Below are 17,962 nucleotides of genomic sequence, written 5' to 3' on the forward strand. Positions count from 1 at the left end.
CCGCGCGCCCTAACATCACCGGTGTCATGCCCCGGCTTGACCGGGGCATCCAGTACGCCGCAGCTTCTCTGTATGTCACTGCCGTCTCTGGAATACTGGATCGCCCGCCTGCGCGGGCGATGACAGCTGAGAGCTTGGATGGCGAGTACCACCGTCATTGCGAGCCAACGGGTCCGCGCGAAGCGCGGCCCGATGACAGGCTCCGCGAAGCAATCCAAGCTGCCTCCGCGGAAGCAGTCTGGATTGCTTCGTCGCATCAGCGCAAAATTGCTCCGCAATTTTGTCGCGGGCTCCTCGCAATGACGGAGCAGGTGGCTACGCCTACCCGCCCCTCGACAGCTCCCGCTTGTATGACGCGTAATTCGGCTGATCGACTGCGAGCTTGTCCATCGTGGTCGCCCAGAGGTGCTCGGCAAGGCCCGGCGTCGCGAGGTCCACCTCGCCCTTGGCGATGCGATCGGCGAGCGTGCGGTTAAGATCAATCAATGAACCTTCCATGCCCAGCAGCGCGCGCAGACGCTCCACCTCCCTTGCATCGCTGCCCTCCTCCCGCGTCAATTGCCGCGTCACGAGGTCGAGGATGTTGATGGCGACGCGCAGCTTGAAGGCCTGGTGGCCGGAGATCAGCAGCGTGATGTCGTTGCGCAAGAAATCTGCGACCGACTTGGTCAGCTCGATCGGTGTGGGTTCGTCCTGCATGGTCAACTCCCGCGCGGCGCGAGCAGCCGCAACAGATCGATCTCGGTCTCGGAGGCACGGCGGCCGATCATGGCGCGCTCCATAGAATGGTCGGGCCCCTCGCGGAACCGCTGCATCATGCCGCCGCACATGATGCCCCAGCGCAGCGTGCCCATGACTTCCCAGAATTTGACGCGCGCGGGATCGACCTTGCGGCCCGCGGCCTCATAACCTGCGAACAGCTCCTCGCGCGAACCAAAGCCGCCGACCGGCTTGTCGATCTCGCCAAAACGCCAGGAGTTGACGCAGACCCAGCCGAGATCCTCCATGGGATCGCCGAGATGGGCGAGTTCCCAATCGAGGACCGCACGGACACCGTCGGCGCCGATGATGAGATTGCCGTTGCGGAAATCGCCATGCACCAGCGTCTCCACGGCCGAGGGGCCGGGATCGCGATCGCGCAGCCAGCGCAGCGCCAGCTCGAACACCGGCTTTGGCCAGTTCAGGCTGCGATAGTCGCGCTCGAACTCGCCGATCTCCTTCGCCGCGGTCATGAGGCGCAGCTCGGGCAGCTTGTCCAGCGGCAGATTGTGCAGCCCGGCGAGCACGCCGCCGATCTGCCGCGGCAGCAGCGGCCGTGCGGCCGCGAACTCGTCATCGCGAAGGATCTTGCGGGCGATGGTCTCGCCCTCGACCCGCTGCATGATGAAGCCGGTGCCGAGATCGTCCTCCGGAGTGAGCACATGCATCACCCGCGGCGACGGCACGCCGGCCTCATAGGCGAGCTGCATCAGCTGCGCTTCAGCGGCAAGACCGGCCGCACGCGTTGGCGCAGCGCCATAGCCCTTCGGCGAGCGGCGCAGGATCGCGCCGATCGGACCATCGGGATGCACGATGTCGAAGCGCCAGGTTTCCTGGCTGGCGCCGCCCGAGAGCTTTGCCGCGCCGGTGACGCCGGTCGCGCCCGGGCACCAGCGCTGGACGCTGCGTGAAAGCTCCGCCTCGATCATTTGCCTTTGAACTGCGCGGACCGCTTCTCCAGGAACGCGCCGACGCCCTCGCGAAAATCCTGGGTGTCGCCGGCGCGGAGCTGGCACTGGAATTCAAGGTTGAGCTGATCCTCGAAGGAATTTTCCGGGCTGTCCCAATAGAGCTTGCGGATCAGCGACAGCGCGACCGTCGGGCCGCTGGCGAGCTCGCGCGCGAGCTTCATCGCCTCCTCCATCAGTACGCTGTCGTCGTAGACGCGGTTGACGAGGCCCCATTCGAGCGCCTTCTCGGCCGGCAGCCGCTCGCCCATCAGCGACAATTCGATCGAGCGCGCCCGGCCGACCAGGCGCGGCAACAGCCAGGTCGAGCCGCAATCCGGCACGAGGCCGATGCGGCGGAAGGCTTGCAGAAAATAGGACGAGCGCGCGCACAGGATCATATCGCCGAGCAGTGCGAAGCTCATGCCGGCGCCGGCGGCCGGGCCGTTGACCGCGGTGATGATCGGACAATGAAGGTTGCGGATGCGGCGCAGGAAGGGATGAAAGCCGGTCTCGAGCGTCAGGCCGGCCTTGGTCTTCTTCGACTGATTGTTGCGGCCCTGGAGATTCGCGCCGGTGCAGAACGCCCGCCCCGCGCCGGTCAGCACGACGCAGCGCACCTCGTCCCTCTTCTCCTCGATGGTATCAAGCGCTTCGGCAAGACCGCCCAGCATGTCCAAGGAGACTGCGTTCATCACCTCCTGATGGTCGAGCTTGAGGATCGCGACCGCGCCATCGAAATCGAGCGTGACGTGTTTGAACTGCATGGTTTCCTCGTCAGTTGCCGGCCTGCGTCAGTTTCGCAGACCGGAATTTATCTTGCCGGGGCGCATATTTGATTTTTGGCGCGGTCTTGTCCATGGTGATCAGAGCATAGCAAGCAATCTTGCGCGCAGCGGCTGATGCGCTGCATGCCAAGATGCCTTGCCCAAAACAGGAAACGCGCCATGGACCTTTTCGACCTCACCGGCCGCGTCGCCGTGATCACCGGCGGCAATGGCGGCATCGGGCTCGGCATCGCGCACGCGCTCGCCGGCCAGGGCTGCAACGTCTCGATCTGGGGCCGCAATCCTGACAAGAACAGCAGCGCTGCCGCGAGCCTGGCCGGCCTTGCCGGCAAGGTCGACACCCGCGTCTGCGACGTCACCGATCCGGCCTCGGTCAATGCCGCGATGAAGGCGACGCTCGACACGTTCGGCCGGGTCGACGGCTGCTTTGCCAATGCCGGTATCGGCGGCGGCGGCCGGCGCTCCTTCATCGAGCGCACCGAGGAGGAATGGCGCACGATGTTTGCGACCAATCTCGACGGCGTGTTTCATGCGTTCCAGGCCGCGGCAAAGCACATGACCGAGCGCGCCAATGCCGGCGATCCCTTCGGCCGGCTGGTTGCCACCTCGAGCCTCGCCTCGATCTTCGGCACCGCGCGCAACGAGCACTATGCGGCGACCAAGGCCGCCATCAACGCGCTGGTGCGCGCGCTCGGCGTCGAGCTGGCGCGTTACGGCGTCACCGCGAACGCGATCCTGCCCGGCTGGATCAAGAGCGACATGACCGCCGGCATCATGGCGAACGAAAAATTCGTCGCCAATGTGATGCCGCGCATTCCGGTGCGGCGCTTCGGCGAGGCATCCGATTTCGGCGGCATCGCCGTGTATCTGATGAGCAAGGCGTCGTCGTATCACACCGCCGATACGTTCGTGATCGACGGCGGCTATACGGCGTTCTGATTTTTCTTTCTCGTAGCCCGGATGGAGCGAAGCGCAATCCGGGACGGCCAAAAGCAAGCAAGACCCGGATTTCGCTACGCTCCATCCGGGCTACAAACTCTGAGGGAGGCAAAATGTTCTCGCACGTCATGATCGGCACCAACGACTTGGACAAGGCCAAGGCGTTCTACGACAAGCTGCTCGGCACGCTCGAGGTGCGGCCGGCCAGGGTCGACGGCCACCGCATCTTCTACATCACCAAGACCGGTGTGTTCTCGGTGTCGAAGCCGATCAACGGCGAACCGGCGACCTGCGCGAATGGCGGCACGATCGGCTTTGCTTGCAATTCGCCGGAGCAGGTCGAGGCTTGGCACGCGGCCGGAGTCGCCGCCGGTGCAAAATCGATCGAGGATCCGCCCGGCATCCGCCAGGGCCCTGGCGGCAAGCTCTACCTCGCCTATTTGCGCGACCTCGACGGCAACAAGATCTGCGCCATGCATCGGATGCCGGCGTGAGCTAGCTACCCCCACCGCTGTCATTCCCCGCGAAAGCGGGGAATCCAGTACGCCGCAGCTTCTCGATTCAATCACTGCGGTCTCTGGAATACTGGATCGCCCGGTCTTCGCCGGGCGATGACAGCGGAGAGTGAGGCGCGCGCCTGCCGCCTCCCGCCCAGCACCATTCAAACAACGTTTCAAACGCCCTTGCGAAATTCCATCGCATGGCATGGCGCGCGCGAAAAATGCGCGCTCGCACTTTGGCCACGCTGCGACTATTCTCCGCCTCAGCAGTCTCAACGATCCGGGAGGAACAATGACAAAACACACCTACATTCCCCGCACCACCAACTACACCCTCAATCCCGGCGACGAGCTCAACGACCTCAGGATGTCGGACCAGGTCCGGCCGCTCTATGATCACGTCAAGAAATTCATCCGCGATACCGTCGAGCCGATGTCGATCGAGTTTGCCAAGGCCGGCGAGAGCAAGGAGGATCGCTGGAGCTTTACGCCGAAGCAGCTCGAGGTGCTGGAGAAGGCCAAGAACAAGGCCAAGCAGGAAGGCCTCTGGAACTTCTTCCTGCCCGATGACGAGACCGGCCAGGGCCTGAAGAATCTCGACTACGCCTATATCGCAGCCGAGCTCGGCAAGAGCCCGCTGGCTTCGGAAACCATGAACTGCTCGGCGCCCGACACCGGCAACATGGAGGTGCTGGAGCGCGTCGGCACCAAGGAGCAGAAGGAGAAATGGCTGAAGCCGCTGCTCAACGGCGAGATCCGCTCGGCCTATGTCATGACCGAGCCGAACGTCGCCTCCTCCGACGCCAAGAACATCTCGACGACGGCCAAGCTCGTCGGCGACGAATGGGTCATCAACGGCGAGAAGTACTACATCTCAGGTCTCGGCGATCCCCGCTGCAAGATCCTCATCGTGATGGTGAAGACCAATCCGGATGCGGCGCCGAGCAAGCAGCAGTCGCAGATCCTGGTGCCGCGCGACACGCCCGGCGTCGAGGTGCTCGGCCCCATGTACGTGTTCGGCCAGGACCACGCCCCGCGCGGTCACATGCATATGCGCTTCAACAATGTGCGGGTGCCAAAGGAGAACATGCTGCTCGGTGAAGGCCGCGGCTTCGAGATCTCGCAGCTCCGCCTCGGCCCCGGCCGCATCCATCATTGCATGCGCACCATCGGCAAGGCCGAGAAGGCGCTCGACCTCATGGTGCAGCGTGGCCTCACCCGCGAGGCCTTCGGCAAGAAGATCGCCCATCTCGGCGGCAACATGCAGATCATCGCGCAGGCGCGCTGCGAGATCGAGGCGATGCGGCTGATGGTGCTGAAGGCGGCGAAGGCGATGGATGTGCTCGGCAACAAGGAAGCCCGCGTCTGGGTCTCCATGGTCAAGGCCATGGTGCCGGAGCGCGCCTGCAAGATCATCGATCAGGCGATCCAGATGCACGGCGCCACCGGCATCTCGCACTGGACCCCGCTGGCCGAGATGTACCAGGACGTCCGTCACCTCCGCTTCGCCGACGGTCCGGACGAGGTGCACTGGATGGTGGTGGGGCGCCACGAGCTGAGCATGGCGTGAGTCCCCTCCCTCTCTTTTTCCCCTCTCCCCGCTTGCGGGGCCGCGACGAGCTTCGCTCGCGCTGAGAGGATCAGGGTGAGGGGGAGCCTCCGCAAGGACGGTGTCAGTCGGACTCGCGGAGAGTCCCCTCACCCGAATTCGATCTACGATCGAATTCGACCTCTCCCCGCAGGCGGGGAGAGGTGAAGGGAGCACCGCCCTACGTCACCGGCGCGAGCTTGTCCTGCGTCTTGGTCTCGAAGTCGCTCGCGTCGTGGCGCTCGTGGAGCTGGCTGGCGGGATCGCCGGAGACGCGGTTGACCATGCGGCCGCGCTTCACGGCCGGGCGCTTGGCGATCTGGTCGGTCCAGCGCTGCACATTCTTGTAGTCCTGCACCGAGAGGAATTCGCCGGCGCCATAGACCAGCCCCTTGGCGAGCGCGCCGTACCAGGGCCACACCGCCATGTCGGCGATAGTGTACTCGCTGCCCGCGAGATATTCGCTGTCGGCGAGCCGCCGATCGAGCACGTCGAGCTGGCGCTTGGTCTCCATCGCGAAGCGATCGATGGCGTATTCGATCTTGGTCGGCGCGTAGGCGTAGAAATGGCCGAAGCCGCCGCCGAGATAGGGCGCGCTGCCCATCTGCCAGAACAGCCAGGACATCGCCTCGGTGCGGGTCTTGACGTCCTTCGGCAGGAAGGCGCCGAACTTCTCGGCGAGATAGAACAGGATCGAGCCGGACTCGAACACGCGGATCGGCTCGGGCCCGGAGCGGTCCATCAGCGCCGGGATCTTGGAGTTCGGATTGATGTCGACAAAGCCGCTGCCGAACTGATCGCCGTTGCCGATCCTGATCAACCAGGCGTCGTATTCGGCGCCCTTCTGGCCGAGCGCCAGAAGCTCCTCCAGCATCACCGTGACCTTCACCCCGTTCGGCGTCGCCAGCGAGTAGAGCTGGAGCGGGTGGCGACCGACCGGCAGCTCCTTGTCGTGGGTGGGCCCGGCGATCGGGCGGTTGATGTTGGCGAACTGCCCGCCATTTTCCTTGTCCCAGGTCCAGACTTTGGGCGGTACGTAGGGGGTGTCGGTCATGAAAATGCTCCGGCGCGGAAGGGCGCGTGCAACGTTAGCTAGCGAGACCGGTAAAATTGACAAGGGCGCCGACATGCATTGCCGGGCGGGGCCGCTCTCCATTTCGTCATGGCACTCGTCCCTGCAACCCGTCCTGCACGTGGCGCCTGCACGCAAGATGCGCCTCAGAATCCGGCGTGGCATCGCCGGTGGTGATGGGCTAGCGTCGGGATGCCTTCGCCCGAGGAAAGCAACAAGAGCAAGCGATGGCCCGCCGCCGGGAGAGAGCCATGAAATCGCCGATCTGCGACATGCTGGGCATCGAGTTCCCGCTGCTCGCCTTCAGCCATTGCCGCGACGTCGTTGCCGCCGTCAGCCGCGCCGGCGGCTTCGGCGTGCTGGGCGCCACTGTGCACACGCCGGATACGCTCGAACGCGAACTGAAGTGGATCGACGATCACGTCGACGGCAAGCCCTACGGCATCGACGTGCTGATCCCCGAAAACATCTCCACCGCGGGCGAGAAGGACGTCACCTGGAAGAGCCTGGAAGCGCGCGTGCCGCAAGAGCACCGCAACTACACGCGCGACCTCCTGAAGAAATACGATATCGAGCTGACGACCACTGAAGTGGCAGACAATCAGCCGCAGCCGTTCGACGGGAAGACCGCGCTTCAATTGCTCGAGGTCTCCTTCAATCATCCGATTCGCTTGATCGCAAATGCGCTGGGCGTGCCGCCGAAGGCGATGATCGAGATGGGCAAGAAGCATGGCGTGCCCGTTGCCGCGCTTGTCGGCGCCAAGGAGCACGCACTGCGCCAAGTCGCGGCCGGCGTCGACATCCTCGTCGTGCAGGGCACCGAGGCCGGTGGCCATTGCGGCGAGGTCTCGACCATGGTGCTGGTGCCGGAGGTGATCAAGGCGATCAAAAAGATCCGGGACGTGCCGGTGCTGGCGGCCGGCGGCATCATGACCGGACGGCAGATGGCGGCCTGCATGGCGATGGGCGCGGCCGGCGCCTGGACCGGATCGGTGTGGCTGGCCACCGTCGAGGCCGAGACCACGGAGATCTTCCGCGAGAAGATGATCGCGGCGTCCTCGCGCGACGCGGTGCGCTCGAAGGGCCGCACCGGCAAGCCGGCACGTCAGCTCCGCTCGGTCTGGACCGATGCCTGGGACCGCGCGCCGGACAGCCCGGGCGCGCTGCCGATGCCGCTGCAAAGCATCATCAGCCGCGACGCTTTCAACTCCATCGACCGCGCGGCGGCGAGCGGCAACGCCAAGGCGCGCGATCTTGTCAGCTATTTCGTCGGCCAGGGCGTCGGGCTGATCGACAGCGTGAAATCGGCCGGCGCCGTGGTGCAGGAGTTCAAGGAAGAGTTCGCCGAGGCCGTTGAGCACATGAATGCGCTGGTGGCGGAGTAGGCCCTACTCGTCATTGCGAGCGCAGCGAAGCAATCCAGAATCTTTCCGCGGCGGCAGTCTGGATTGCTTCGCTGCGCTCGCAATGACGAAACAACTGACATCGTGAATTGAAGCATGACAGATAAGAACAATATCCCCGAAGACCGCATCCCCGTCATCGTCGGCATCGGCGAGATCGTCGACCGTCCCAAGGAGATCACCGAAGGCCTCGAGCCGCTCGATCTCCTGGAACAGGCGCTGCGGCGCGCGGAAGCAGACGCCGGCGCAAAGCTGCTTGGCGAGGTGCAGTCGCTCGACGTCGTCAACTTCCTGAGTTGGCGCTATCGCGATCCGGAGAGGCTTTTGGCGCAACGGCTCGGCATTTCGCCGTCGCATTGCTACTACGGCCCGGTCGGCGGCGAGAGCCCGATCCGCTACATCCACGAGGCGGCAAAGCGCATCGCGCGCGGTGAATGCACCGTGGCAGCAATCTGCGGCGCCGAGGCGCAATCGACCGCAACCAAGGCTGAGCGCGCCGGCGTCAAGCTGCCGTGGACGCCGTTCGCGCACGACGTTGAGGAGCCCAAGCGCGGCGCAGCGTTCCAGAAGCCGCTCGCTGTGAAGCTTGGCGTGTTCCGGCCCGTCACCGTCTATCCGTTCTATGAGGCGGCCTCCTCCGCGCATTGGGGCCAGACGCCGCGCGAGGCGATGGCGGAATCAGGCACGCTGTGGTCGCGCTATTCGGAAGCTGCCGCGCAGAATCCCAACGCCTGGCTGAAGCGGCGCTATGCGCCTGACGAAATCACGACGCCGACCGCCGACAATCGCCTGATCGCGTGGCCCTACAACAAGCTGATGGTCGCCAATCCCAGCGTCAACATGGGCGGCGCGCTGCTGCTCACGAGCCTCGCCAAGGCGCGGGCGGCCGGGATTGCCGAGGACAGACTGATCTATCCGCTCGGCGGCGCCTCGGCGGAGGAGCCGCGCGACTATCTCCTGCGCGACCAGTTCTACGAGAGCCATCCGCAGAACGCGGTGCTGAAGGCGGTGATGGATCTTGCCGGCGGCGACGGCAAACAGTTCGACGCCATCGAGCTCTACAGCTGCTTCCCGTGCGTGCCCAAGATGGCACGGCGGACGCTGGGCCTGGGCGCCGATGTGCAACCGACCGTGACCGGCGGCCTCACCTTCTTCGGCGCCCCGCTCAACACCTACATGACGCACGCGGCCTGCGCGATGGTCCGCCGTGTGCGCGACGGCGCCAAGCTCGGCCTGCTCTACGGCCAGGGCGGCTTCGTCACCAAGCACCATGCGCTGGTGGTGTCGAAAACGCCGCCGCGCGAGGCGCTGGTGCAGGACACGAGCGTGCAGGCGGTGGCGGACCGCAACAAACGCGCGGTACCGGAATTCGTCACGGAGGCAACTGGCGGGGGCAAGGTCGAGAGCTTTACCGTGCTCTACGGCCGCGGCGGCGATGTCGAGCACGGCGTGGTGATGCTGCGCACGGAGGATGACCGGCGCACGCTGGCGCGGATTCCGGCGAGCGACAGCGCGACGCTAGCGCATCTGCTCAACATGGATCGCACGCCGGTAGGCTCGCGCGGCGAGATCACGATGGCTGCCGACGGGGTGCCGGAGTGGCGGGTGGCGTAGCTCTCGTAGGGTGGGCAAAGCGGAGCGTGCCCACCATCTTGCCACGATGGCGGACGTAATGGTGGGCACGGCGCAAGAGCGCCTTTGCCCACCCTACGAGACTGCCTAGCTCCTTGGCGCCTGCTTCTCCGAAGCCGTCGCCGGCTTGGCCTTGGCGCCAACCACGCGTACCGCATCCCCATCCGACAAGCCGTCCGGCGGTGCCGTGATGACGCGATCATCGGGCGCAATGCCCGAGGCCAGCTCGATCTCGCGGCCGAGGTCACGGGCGATGGTGACGGTCTTGAACAGCACCTTGTCGTCGGGACCGACGGTCGCAACGCGCAGGCCGCTGCCGTTGAAGATCAGCGCGCTGGCGGGGATGCTGAGCGGCGCGGCATCGCGCTGGAGGTTCAGCTTCACGCTGGCATACCCGCCGGGCATCAGCTCGCCCGAGGAATTGTCGAGCCCGAGCTGCATGCGCGTGGTGCCGGAGGCGACGTCGACGGCCTGGGAGGAGGCTTCCACTGTCACCTGGAAGGTTCGGTTCGGATATTCCGGCAGGGTGATGGTGGCCTTGGCGCCGATCTTGATCGCCGGCACATAGTTCTGGGGCACGTTGACGTAGACGCGCAGCTTGGTGATGTCGGAGACCACGAACATCGCCGGGCCTGCCCCGCCGCCGGCATTGATCAGCGCGCCGACGTCGGTGTCGCGCGCGGTGACGACGCCATCGAACGGCGCGGTGATCTTCTTGTAGCCGGCCAGCGCTTCCAACCGCTCCACATTGGCCTGGCCCGAATGCACGGCGGCGTTCTTGTTGGAGAGATCGGCGGTGCGCTCGTCGATCTCCTGCGCGGAAACGAAGTTCGAGGCGACCAGAGTCCTGCGCCGGTTCAGCGTTGCCTCCGACAGCCTGGCGCTGGCCTGCTGGCTGGCGAGGTCGGCTCGGGCCTGCAACAGCTGCTGGTCGAGGTCCGGCGCCTCGATCTCGGCAATCACCTGCCCTGCCTTGACGCGGGCGCCGATGTCGGCGTTCCAGCTCTTCAGATAGCCCGACACGCGCGCGAAGATCGGCGCGCGGTAGTAGGCTTCCAGCCGGCCCGGCAGATCGATGGTGGCGTTGAGGACCTTGGCGTTGGGCTGGGTCACCGCAACGCTGGGAACGGCCTGATCATCGGTCCATTCCTTCAGCTTGGAGCCCTGCTCCTCGCGGGCACGGATGCCGGTGCCCACGACGAGGCCAGCCGCGATCAGCGCCACCACGCCGAAGATGCCCAATTTCCGGTGCGACACCGGGGAGCGGGGTTCAGTGGGCGACATGCGGGGTCTCCAATGAGGCGGCGGCTTTGGCGCCTTGTTTCTTGTGTACCATGCTGAACACCACAGGAACAAACATCAGCGTTGCGAAGGTTGCAAAGATCAGGCCGCCGATCACGGCGCGGCCGAGCGGCGCATTCTGCTCGCCGCCCTCGCCGAGCCCCAGGGCCATCGGCGCCATGCCGATGATCATGGCGAGCGCGGTCATCAGCACCGGGCGGAACCGGACGAAGCCGGCTTCGAGCGCAGCGGCGACGGGATCGCCCAGCTCCGCGTAGCGCTCGCGCGCGAAGGAGATCACGAGCACGCTGTTGGCGGTGGCAACGCCCATGCACATGATGGCGCCGGTGAGCGCCGGCACCGACAGCGTCGTCTCCGTCATGAACAGCATCCAGACGATGCCGGCGAGCGCGGCCGGCAGCGCCGTGATGATGACGAAGGGATCGGACCAGGACTGGAAGTTCACGACGATCAGGAAATAGATCAGCACGACGGCGCCAAGCAGGCCGAACAGGAGACCAGTAAAGGCGCTGTTCATGGTCTGCACCTGACCGAGCAGCACCACGGAGGACCCCTTCGGCACCTCCTTGGCGGTGTCGGCAATCAGCTGACGGATATCGGCGGCGACCGCGCCGAGATCGCGGCCCGACGTGGTCGCGAAGATCTGCACCATCGACTGGATGTCGTATTGCGAGACCACGGCGCTCGAGGTCGAGCGCTTGATGTCGGCGATGCCGCCGAGGATCGGCGACTGCGCATTGCCGGCGGCGGTGATCGGCAGCGTCTGCAACGCGCTGAGCGAGTCGATCTGGTATTGTGGCGTCTGCATCACGATCGAGTAGGACACACCGTTGTCGGGGTTGAGGTAGTAGGTCGGCGCCACCTGCGAGGAGCCGGCGAGGTTGACCACGAGGCTGTTGGTGACGTCGCGCTCGGTCAGGCCGACATATTGCGCGCGGGTGCGATCGACATCGATGTTGAAGGTCGGATTGTTCGGCGACTGCTGGATGCGCGCATCGGCAACACCGGGAATCCTGCGGACCTTTGCCAGCAGATTGTTCGCGTAAGCGAAGTTGGCGCTGAGATTGGCGCCGCGGATCTGCAGGTCGATCGGCGCGGGCGCGCCGAAATTCAGGATCTGGCTGACGATATCGGCGGGCAGGAACGCGAAGCTGACGCCGGGGAACAATCGCGGCAGCTGCTCACGCAGCACGCGCACATGTTCTTCGGTCGGCTTGTGGCCTTCTTTCAGCTTGATCTGGATATCGCCGTCCTGCGGGCCGATGACGCCGGTGTTGTTGTAGGTCATGTTGATGCCAGAGATCGGCATGCCGATGTTGTCGGTCATGGTCTCGATCTCGCCCGGGATCAGCTTGCGAACGGCCTTCTGCACGTCGGCGAGCTGGTTGGCGGTCTCCTCGACGCGGGTACCGACCTGGGTGCGGACATGCATCAGGATGTTGCCGGCGTCGACCGCGGGAAAGAAGTTGCGCCCGAGGAACGGCACCAGCGCGAAGGACGCGCCGACGACGCAGAGGAAGCCGATCACGAATACCGCGCGGTGCGCCAGCGCGAGGCCGAGCAAACCACGATAGCCACCGCGAATGCGCTCGAACCCCGCTTCGAAGCCGCGCTGGAGCCAGACGAAGGGATTGCGCGACTTCGGCGGCCCGCCCTCGTGGTGAACATGCGCCTGCAGCAGGTAGTTCGCCATGGTCGGCACCAGCGTACGCGACAGGATGAACGACCAGATCATCGCGAACATCACGGCTTCCGCCATCGGCACGAACAGGAAGCGCGCGACGCCGGTCAGGAAGAACATCGGCACGAACACGATGCAGATGCAGAGCAGCGACACGAAGGCCGGCGTCACGATCTGATTGGCGCCGTCGAGGATCGACTGCTCGACCGGCTTGCCCTGCTCCAGATGGTAATTGATGTTCTCGATCGTCACGGTGGCGTCGTCGACGAGGATGCCGACGGCGAGCGCGAGGCCGCCGAGCGTCATGATGTTGAGCGTCTCGCCGATCGCCGACAGCATGATGATGGCGCCCAGCACCGACAGCGGGATCGAGACCGCGATGATGATGGTCGAGCGCCAGCTGCCGAGGAACAGGAGGATCATGACGCTGGTGAGCAGCGCCGCGATCACGCCCTCGAAGGCGACGCCCTGGATCGCGCCACGGACGAACACCGACTGGTCGCCGATGAAGCCGATCTTCAGCGCGTCAGGCAGCTGGTCCTTGACGTCGATCACCTTCTGCTTGATGCCGGCGATAATATCGAGCGTCGAGGTCGCGCCCGCCTTCAGCACCATCATCAGCACCGAGCGGTTGCCGTCGACATGGACGATATTGGTCTGCGGTGGGTTGCCGTCGCGCACGCTTGCGACGTCGCGCACATAGACCATGGCGCCGTTGACGGTCCTGATCGGCAGATTGCCGAGCTCGTCGATCCGGAGCGGCGAGTTGTTGAGCTGGATGTTGTATTCGAACTGGCCGATCTTCTGGGTGCCGACCGGCGTGATCAGGTTCTGGGCGGCCAGCGCATTGGCGACGTCCTGGCCCGAGAGGCCGCGGGCCTGCAGCGCGGTCGGATCGAGATCGATCTGGACCTGGCGCTGCTTGCCGCCGAACGGGTACGGGATCGCCGCGCCGGGTACTGTGACCAGCGGCGTGCGCAGCTGATTGATGCCGATATCGGCAAGGTTCTGCTCGGTGAGCCCCTCGCCCGACAGTGCCACCTGGATGATCGGAACGGTGGAGGCGGAGTAGTTCAGGATCAAGGGCGGCGTCGCGCCCGGCGGCATCTGCTTCAGCAGCGTCTGCGAGATCGCGGTGACCTGCGCGTTGGCGGTGCGGATATCGACGTTGGGCTGGAAGAAGATCTTGATGATGCCAAAGCCGTTATAGGAATTGGCAGTGATGTGCTCGATGTCGTTGACCGTCGTCGTCAGCGCGCGCTGGAACGGCGTCGTGATGCGGCCGGACATCTGGTCGGGCGGCAGGCCGGTGTACTGCCAGACCACGCCGATCACGGGAATGCGAATGTCCGGGAAGATGTCGGTTGGGGTCCGCAGTGCCGCGAGCGGTCCGATGATCAGCAGCAGCAGCGCGAGCACGACGAAAGTATAGGGCCGGCTCAGGGCAATACGGACCAGAGCAATCATGCGCCAGACAATTCCAGGTCAAACGAGGATGTGGAATCCGCCCCCGGGCGATCCCCATTCCCCCTTTACCCGAGCACCGCCGGAAACGCTAACCTCCGGCGGCCTTCGCGCATTCACTTCCCTGCTACCGCACTGCGAAATCTACATTGCAGCCATGCGGCTGCGTGCTTCACGCGGCGCGGACCGTGTCCAGGAACTTGCCGACCTCGAGCTTGAGGCGGTTGGAGTCGCGCGACAGCATCTGCGCCGCCGACAGCACCTGCGACGAGGCCGAGCCGGTTTCGGAGGCGCCGCGCTGGACGTCGCCGACATTGGACGAGACTTGCTGGGTGCCGTGGGCGGCCTGCTGCACGTTGCGGGCGATCTCCTGGGTTGCCGCGCCCTGCTGCTCCACAGCCGCCGCAATCGCCGAAGCGATCTCCGACAGGCGCGCGATAGTGCCGCTGATCTCGCCGATGGCGCTGACCGAATCCTGCGTCGCCGCCTGGATGCCGCCGACCTGCTGGCCGATCTCGCCGGTGGCCTTCGCCGTCTGCTCGGCGAGCGCCTTGACCTCGGAAGCCACCACCGCGAAGCCGCGACCGGCCTCGCCCGCCCGCGCCGCCTCGATCGTGGCGTTGAGCGCCAGGAGATTGGTCTGGCCGGCGATGGCGTTGATGAGTTCGACGACGTCGCCGATCCGCGATGCCGCTCGCGACAATTCGCTGACACGCTCGGTGGTGGCATGCGCCTGGCTGACCGCCTCGCTCGCGATCCTGGTGGAATCCTGCACCTGGCGGCCGATCTCGCGGACCGAGGATGACATCTCCTCGGCCGCCGTTGCCACCGAATGGACGTTGCTGGAGGCCGCCTCCGAGCCGGATGCGACCGCCGTGGCCAATTCCTGCGCCCGGCCGGCAGTCGAGGACAGGGTCGAAGCCGAAGCCTCGAGCTCGGTCGCGGCCGACGACACGGTCTCGACGATCTCTCCGATCGCGGCCTCGAAGCCGTCGGCGAGTTTGGTCATATCTGTCTTGCGCTGCGCCTCGGCACGGCGCTGCACCGCCTGCACCTCGTCGCGGCTGAAGCGGATGATGGTCTGCACAGTCTGGAGATTGCGAAGCGCCTCGCCGATCTCGTCGTCGCGCTCGATGACGATGCGATTGTCCAGCTTGTCCTGGACGAGGTTGACCAAGGTATCGTTGAGGTGCTGCATCGGCCCCTGGATCGTGCGCATGGTCGCAAATCCAGCGAAGCCGACGACGGTAGCGCCGACCAAAGCCAGCAGCGACAGGACCAGACTGGTCGAACCGCCGGTCGACAGCGCGCCGCTAATGCCGAGCGCAAGAATGAACAGAACCTGGAGCGCCATCGTCGTGACGAGGCGTGCTTTCAGCGTCCCGGTGAAGACGCTGAAGCGGTCGAGCAGCGAGCGACGGCGGATGATGCCGGCATCGATGCGATAGCCATGCGGCTTCTTCTCACGGATCGCGGCGTAAACCTCTTCCGCGAGCCTGCGCTGGTCGGCCGGCAATTTTGTGCGGATCGAGGTGTACCCCGTGACCTGGCCATTTTCCCGGATCGGCGAGGCAGTCGCCAGCACCCAGTAGAAGTCGCCGTTCTTGCGGCGGTTCTTCACCGCGCCGAGCCACGGCTTACCCGCCTTCAGCGTGTCCCAGAGATTGTCGAACGCCTCCGGCGGCATGTCGGGGTGGCGGACGATGTTGTGCGGCTGGCCCATCAGTTCCGCCGACGTGAAGCCGGCGGCGGCGAGGAAGTCCTCGTTGAAATAGGTGAGCTTGCCCTTGAGGTCGGTCCTGGAAACGATCAGCGTCTCGTCGCTGACGGGATATTCGACATCGGTGACGGGAAAATTCTTGCGCATCGGGGCCCCAACGAATTGAAAATGCATTCTTTCCAAACAGGACGCCCCGCTGTTCGAGGCGTCTCCCGCAATTCTCGTAAGGCGAATTTAACTATCGATAAAATGGGCGCCCCGTACGTTTACGGTCAACTCCCCATAATGCTACCTGCAAGCGAGATCATGCTACCGGCGACAAAAAGAAAACGAGCGGCGCTTGGCGCCGCTCGTTTCCTGGAGCGATGGACTTTGCGAGGGACTACGCCGCGCGGACGTTGGTCAGGAACTTGCTGACCTCGTTCTTGAGCCGGGTCGAGTCGTTCGACAGCATCTGCGCCGCCGACAGCACCTGCGAGGAGGCCGTGCCGGTCTCGGTCGCGCCGCGCTGCACGTCGGCGATATTGGAGGAGACCTGCTGGGTGCCTTGCGCGGCCTGCTGCACGTTGCGGGCGATCTCCTGGGTCGCTGCGCCCTGCTCTTCCACGGCCGCTGCGATCGCCGAGGAGATTTCCGACAGGCGCTCGATGGTCGAGGAGATCTCCTTGATCGCACCGACCGAATCGTTGGTTGCCGCCTGGATGCCGGAAATCTGCTGACCGATCTCGCCAGTCGCCTTCGCGGTCTGCTCGGCGAGCGCCTTCACCTCGGAGGCGACCACAGCAAAGCCGCGGCCGGCCTCGCCGGCCCGCGCCGCCTCAATGGTCGCGTTCAGCGCCAGCAGGTTGGTCTGGCCGGCGATGGTGTTGATCAGCTCGACGACGTCGCCGATGCGCGAGGCGGCCTTGGAGAGCTCGCTGACGCGCTCGGTGGTGGCCCGCGCCTGGCCGACGGCGTCGCCCGCCATCCGCGCCGATTCCTGCACCTGACGGCTGATCTCGCCGACCGACGAGGCCATCTCCTCGGTCGCAGACGCCACCGACTGCACGTTGGTCGAGGCTTCCTCCGAAGCGCCGGCAACGGTGGTCGCCAGCCGCTGAGAGCGGTCGGCGGTCGACGTCAGCGTCGAGGCGGAGGCTTCGAGCTGGGAAGAGGCCGACGACACGGTCTGGACGATCTCGCCGATCATGGTTTCGAATTCGCGGGTGATGTTGTCGACGCGACGGCCGCGCTCGATCTTGGCTTCGGCGTCGGCCGCGGCGGCTTCGTCCGCGGCCTTCTTGGCAATCAGCGCCTCCTTGAAGATCTGGAGCACGTCGGCCATGGCGCCGATCTCCGTCTTCTCGCCGCGATGCGGGACTTCGGCCGAAAGGTCACCTTTGCCCAGCGCCTGCATCGGTTCGGTGATGGAATTGATACCGTTGGAGACGTCACGGACGAGATAGAAGCTGAGAATAATGCCGATCACGACAGCGGTGCCGAGAATGACCGAAACCAGCATGAAGGCGAAGGAATAGCTGTCGGCCGCGTCCTGAGCAGCCTTGTCGCCGCCCTTGGTGTTGAACTCGATATCCTTGGCCAGGACCTCGTCGGATTTCAGGCCGATCTTGTTGACCGTCTTGGTGTTCAGCTCATGCGCCGCGTGCGGAACCTTGCCTGCCGACATGCGCGACAGCTCCATGACCTCTTCCGCGCCCTTCTGATACTCGCTCCACAGTTTCGACCACTCGGTATAGAGAGCCCGCTCCTCCGGCGAGGTGATCATCGGCTCATAGTCCTTCCGGGACTTGGCCAGCATTTCGGTCACGGCCGCCGCAGTCTTTTCGGCCTCCAACTTGTCGTCCAGCGTCTCGGACAGCATGTGCTCGCGAACCACGTTGCGATAAGTGATGACGGCAGCGCGAAGATCGCCCAGCACACGAACACTCGGCATCCAGCTCGTCGCGATGTCGACGGTGCTGGCGTTGACCGACCGCATCTTTGTGACGGCGAGGAGACCCATGCCGGTCATCGCAACCAGCAGGAACGCCACGACACTGATGATCTTGGCGCGGATGGAGATAGTGGCGAGCATAATCGGGTCTCTTTGTGCTGGAGCCGGCGCGCGTCCGGAATTACGAATCAAGCAAAGGGAGCAGCGCCGACATCCCACACCAGAGCACCTGAG

The 17,962-nt window shown here is 65.0% G+C and carries 13 protein-coding genes; 5 read left to right on the top strand and 8 right to left on the bottom strand.

Annotated features, from left to right (window positions below):
- Nucleotides 1-321 precede the first annotated feature (321 nt).
- From ACR9YP_RS32985 to ACR9YP_RS32995, 3 genes are read right to left on the bottom strand one after another with little or no spacing between them, the layout of a single operon-like run.
- On the bottom strand, nt 322-699 hold the full coding sequence (locus tag ACR9YP_RS32985) for a DUF6285 domain-containing protein (RefSeq protein ID WP_438109935.1): 378 nt from the start codon (nt 697-699) through the stop codon (nt 322-324).
- 2 nt (nt 700-701) lie between these two features.
- Nucleotides 702-1,688 (bottom strand): phosphotransferase family protein, encoded by a 987-nt coding sequence (locus ACR9YP_RS32990; protein WP_438109936.1) that lies wholly within the window; start codon nt 1,686-1,688, stop codon nt 702-704.
- Nucleotides 1,685-2,473, bottom strand: coding sequence for an enoyl-CoA hydratase/isomerase (locus tag ACR9YP_RS32995; protein WP_438109938.1), 789 nt, complete (start codon nt 2,471-2,473; stop codon nt 1,685-1,687). Before ACR9YP_RS32995 ends, ACR9YP_RS32990 begins: the two co-directional genes overlap by 4 nt.
- Nucleotides 2,474-2,653: 180 nt before the next feature.
- On the opposite strand from ACR9YP_RS32995, the gene ACR9YP_RS33000 reads away from it, so the two are divergent.
- The 3 genes from ACR9YP_RS33000 to ACR9YP_RS33010 all read left to right on the top strand — a co-directional run bounded on the left by ACR9YP_RS33000 (nt 2,654) and on the right by ACR9YP_RS33010 (nt 5,503).
- On the top strand, nt 2,654-3,433 hold the full coding sequence (locus tag ACR9YP_RS33000) for an SDR family NAD(P)-dependent oxidoreductase (RefSeq protein ID WP_438109939.1): 780 nt from the start codon (nt 2,654-2,656) through the stop codon (nt 3,431-3,433).
- Nucleotides 3,434-3,546: 113 nt separating this feature from the next.
- Nucleotides 3,547-3,927: a VOC family protein gene (locus tag ACR9YP_RS33005; RefSeq protein ID WP_091895255.1), complete on the top strand. Its 381-nt coding sequence runs from the start codon at nt 3,547-3,549 to the stop codon at nt 3,925-3,927.
- A 298-nt stretch (nt 3,928-4,225) separates the two neighbouring features.
- Complete coding sequence (locus ACR9YP_RS33010; RefSeq protein WP_176945975.1) at nt 4,226-5,503, top strand: acyl-CoA dehydrogenase family protein; 1,278 nt, start codon at nt 4,226-4,228, stop codon at nt 5,501-5,503.
- A gap of 199 nt (nt 5,504-5,702) precedes the next feature.
- Here the strand turns inward: ACR9YP_RS33010 and yghU are convergent, their stop codons facing one another.
- Nucleotides 5,703-6,575 (bottom strand): glutathione-dependent disulfide-bond oxidoreductase, encoded by an 873-nt coding sequence (gene yghU / locus ACR9YP_RS33015; protein ID WP_438109941.1) that lies wholly within the window; start codon nt 6,573-6,575, stop codon nt 5,703-5,705.
- A gap of 269 nt (nt 6,576-6,844) precedes the next feature.
- On the opposite strand from yghU, the gene ACR9YP_RS33020 reads away from it, so the two are divergent.
- A complete protein-coding gene (locus tag ACR9YP_RS33020) occupies nt 6,845-7,978 on the top strand; it encodes a nitronate monooxygenase (RefSeq protein WP_474217871.1) in 1,134 nt (377 codons plus the stop codon).
- A 114-nt stretch (nt 7,979-8,092) separates the two neighbouring features.
- Entirely contained in the window at nt 8,093-9,610 is a 1,518-nt protein-coding gene (locus ACR9YP_RS33025) for an acetyl-CoA acetyltransferase (RefSeq protein ID WP_438109943.1), read from the top strand.
- Nucleotides 9,611-9,715: 105 nt separating this feature from the next.
- Here ACR9YP_RS33025 and ACR9YP_RS33030 read toward each other — a convergent pair whose 3' ends face one another.
- The 4 genes from ACR9YP_RS33030 to ACR9YP_RS33045 all read right to left on the bottom strand — a co-directional run bounded on the left by ACR9YP_RS33030 (nt 9,716) and on the right by ACR9YP_RS33045 (nt 17,869).
- Nucleotides 9,716-10,912 carry an efflux RND transporter periplasmic adaptor subunit gene (locus ACR9YP_RS33030; RefSeq protein ID WP_474217872.1) on the bottom strand — a complete coding sequence of 399 codons (1,197 nt, stop codon included), beginning with the start codon at nt 10,910-10,912 and terminating at the stop codon, nt 9,716-9,718.
- Nucleotides 10,899-14,078, bottom strand: coding sequence for an efflux RND transporter permease subunit (locus ACR9YP_RS33035; RefSeq protein WP_438109945.1), 3,180 nt, complete (start codon nt 14,076-14,078; stop codon nt 10,899-10,901). The genes ACR9YP_RS33030 and ACR9YP_RS33035 overlap by 14 nt, the downstream gene beginning before the upstream one ends.
- A gap of 169 nt (nt 14,079-14,247) precedes the next feature.
- A complete protein-coding gene (locus ACR9YP_RS33040) occupies nt 14,248-15,942 on the bottom strand; it encodes a methyl-accepting chemotaxis protein (RefSeq protein ID WP_438109947.1) in 1,695 nt (564 codons plus the stop codon).
- A gap of 235 nt (nt 15,943-16,177) precedes the next feature.
- A complete protein-coding gene (locus ACR9YP_RS33045; protein ID WP_438109949.1) occupies nt 16,178-17,869 on the bottom strand; it encodes a methyl-accepting chemotaxis protein in 1,692 nt (563 codons plus the stop codon).
- Nucleotides 17,870-17,962 lie beyond the last annotated feature (93 nt).

It is taken from the genome of Bradyrhizobium sp. BR14999 (genome assembly GCF_056106085.1).

What these genes read in the sequence shown, in the direction of transcription:
- ACR9YP_RS33005 (WP_091895255.1), top strand. Translation starts at nt 3,547, where the DNA reads ATGTTCTCGCACGTCATGATCGGCACCAACGACTTGGACAAGGCCAAG.
- ACR9YP_RS32985 (WP_438109935.1), bottom strand. Translation starts at nt 699, where the DNA reads ATGCAGGACGAACCCACACCGATCGAGCTGACCAAGTCGGTCGCAGAT.
- ACR9YP_RS33025 (WP_438109943.1), top strand. Translation starts at nt 8,093, where the DNA reads ATGACAGATAAGAACAATATCCCCGAAGACCGCATCCCCGTCATCGTC.
- ACR9YP_RS32990 (WP_438109936.1), bottom strand. Translation starts at nt 1,688, where the DNA reads ATGATCGAGGCGGAGCTTTCACGCAGCGTCCAGCGCTGGTGCCCGGGC.
- ACR9YP_RS33040 (WP_438109947.1), bottom strand. Translation starts at nt 15,942, where the DNA reads ATGCGCAAGAATTTTCCCGTCACCGATGTCGAATATCCCGTCAGCGAC.
- yghU (WP_438109941.1), bottom strand. Translation starts at nt 6,575, where the DNA reads ATGACCGACACCCCCTACGTACCGCCCAAAGTCTGGACCTGGGACAAG.
- ACR9YP_RS32995 (WP_438109938.1), bottom strand. Translation starts at nt 2,473, where the DNA reads ATGCAGTTCAAACACGTCACGCTCGATTTCGATGGCGCGGTCGCGATC.
- ACR9YP_RS33045 (WP_438109949.1), bottom strand. Translation starts at nt 17,869, where the DNA reads ATGCTCGCCACTATCTCCATCCGCGCCAAGATCATCAGTGTCGTGGCG.
- ACR9YP_RS33020 (WP_474217871.1), top strand. Translation starts at nt 6,845, where the DNA reads ATGAAATCGCCGATCTGCGACATGCTGGGCATCGAGTTCCCGCTGCTC.
- ACR9YP_RS33030 (WP_474217872.1), bottom strand. Translation starts at nt 10,912, where the DNA reads ATGTCGCCCACTGAACCCCGCTCCCCGGTGTCGCACCGGAAATTGGGC.
- ACR9YP_RS33035 (WP_438109945.1), bottom strand. Translation starts at nt 14,078, where the DNA reads ATGATTGCTCTGGTCCGTATTGCCCTGAGCCGGCCCTATACTTTCGTC.
- ACR9YP_RS33010 (WP_176945975.1), top strand. Translation starts at nt 4,226, where the DNA reads ATGACAAAACACACCTACATTCCCCGCACCACCAACTACACCCTCAAT.
- ACR9YP_RS33000 (WP_438109939.1), top strand. Translation starts at nt 2,654, where the DNA reads ATGGACCTTTTCGACCTCACCGGCCGCGTCGCCGTGATCACCGGCGGC.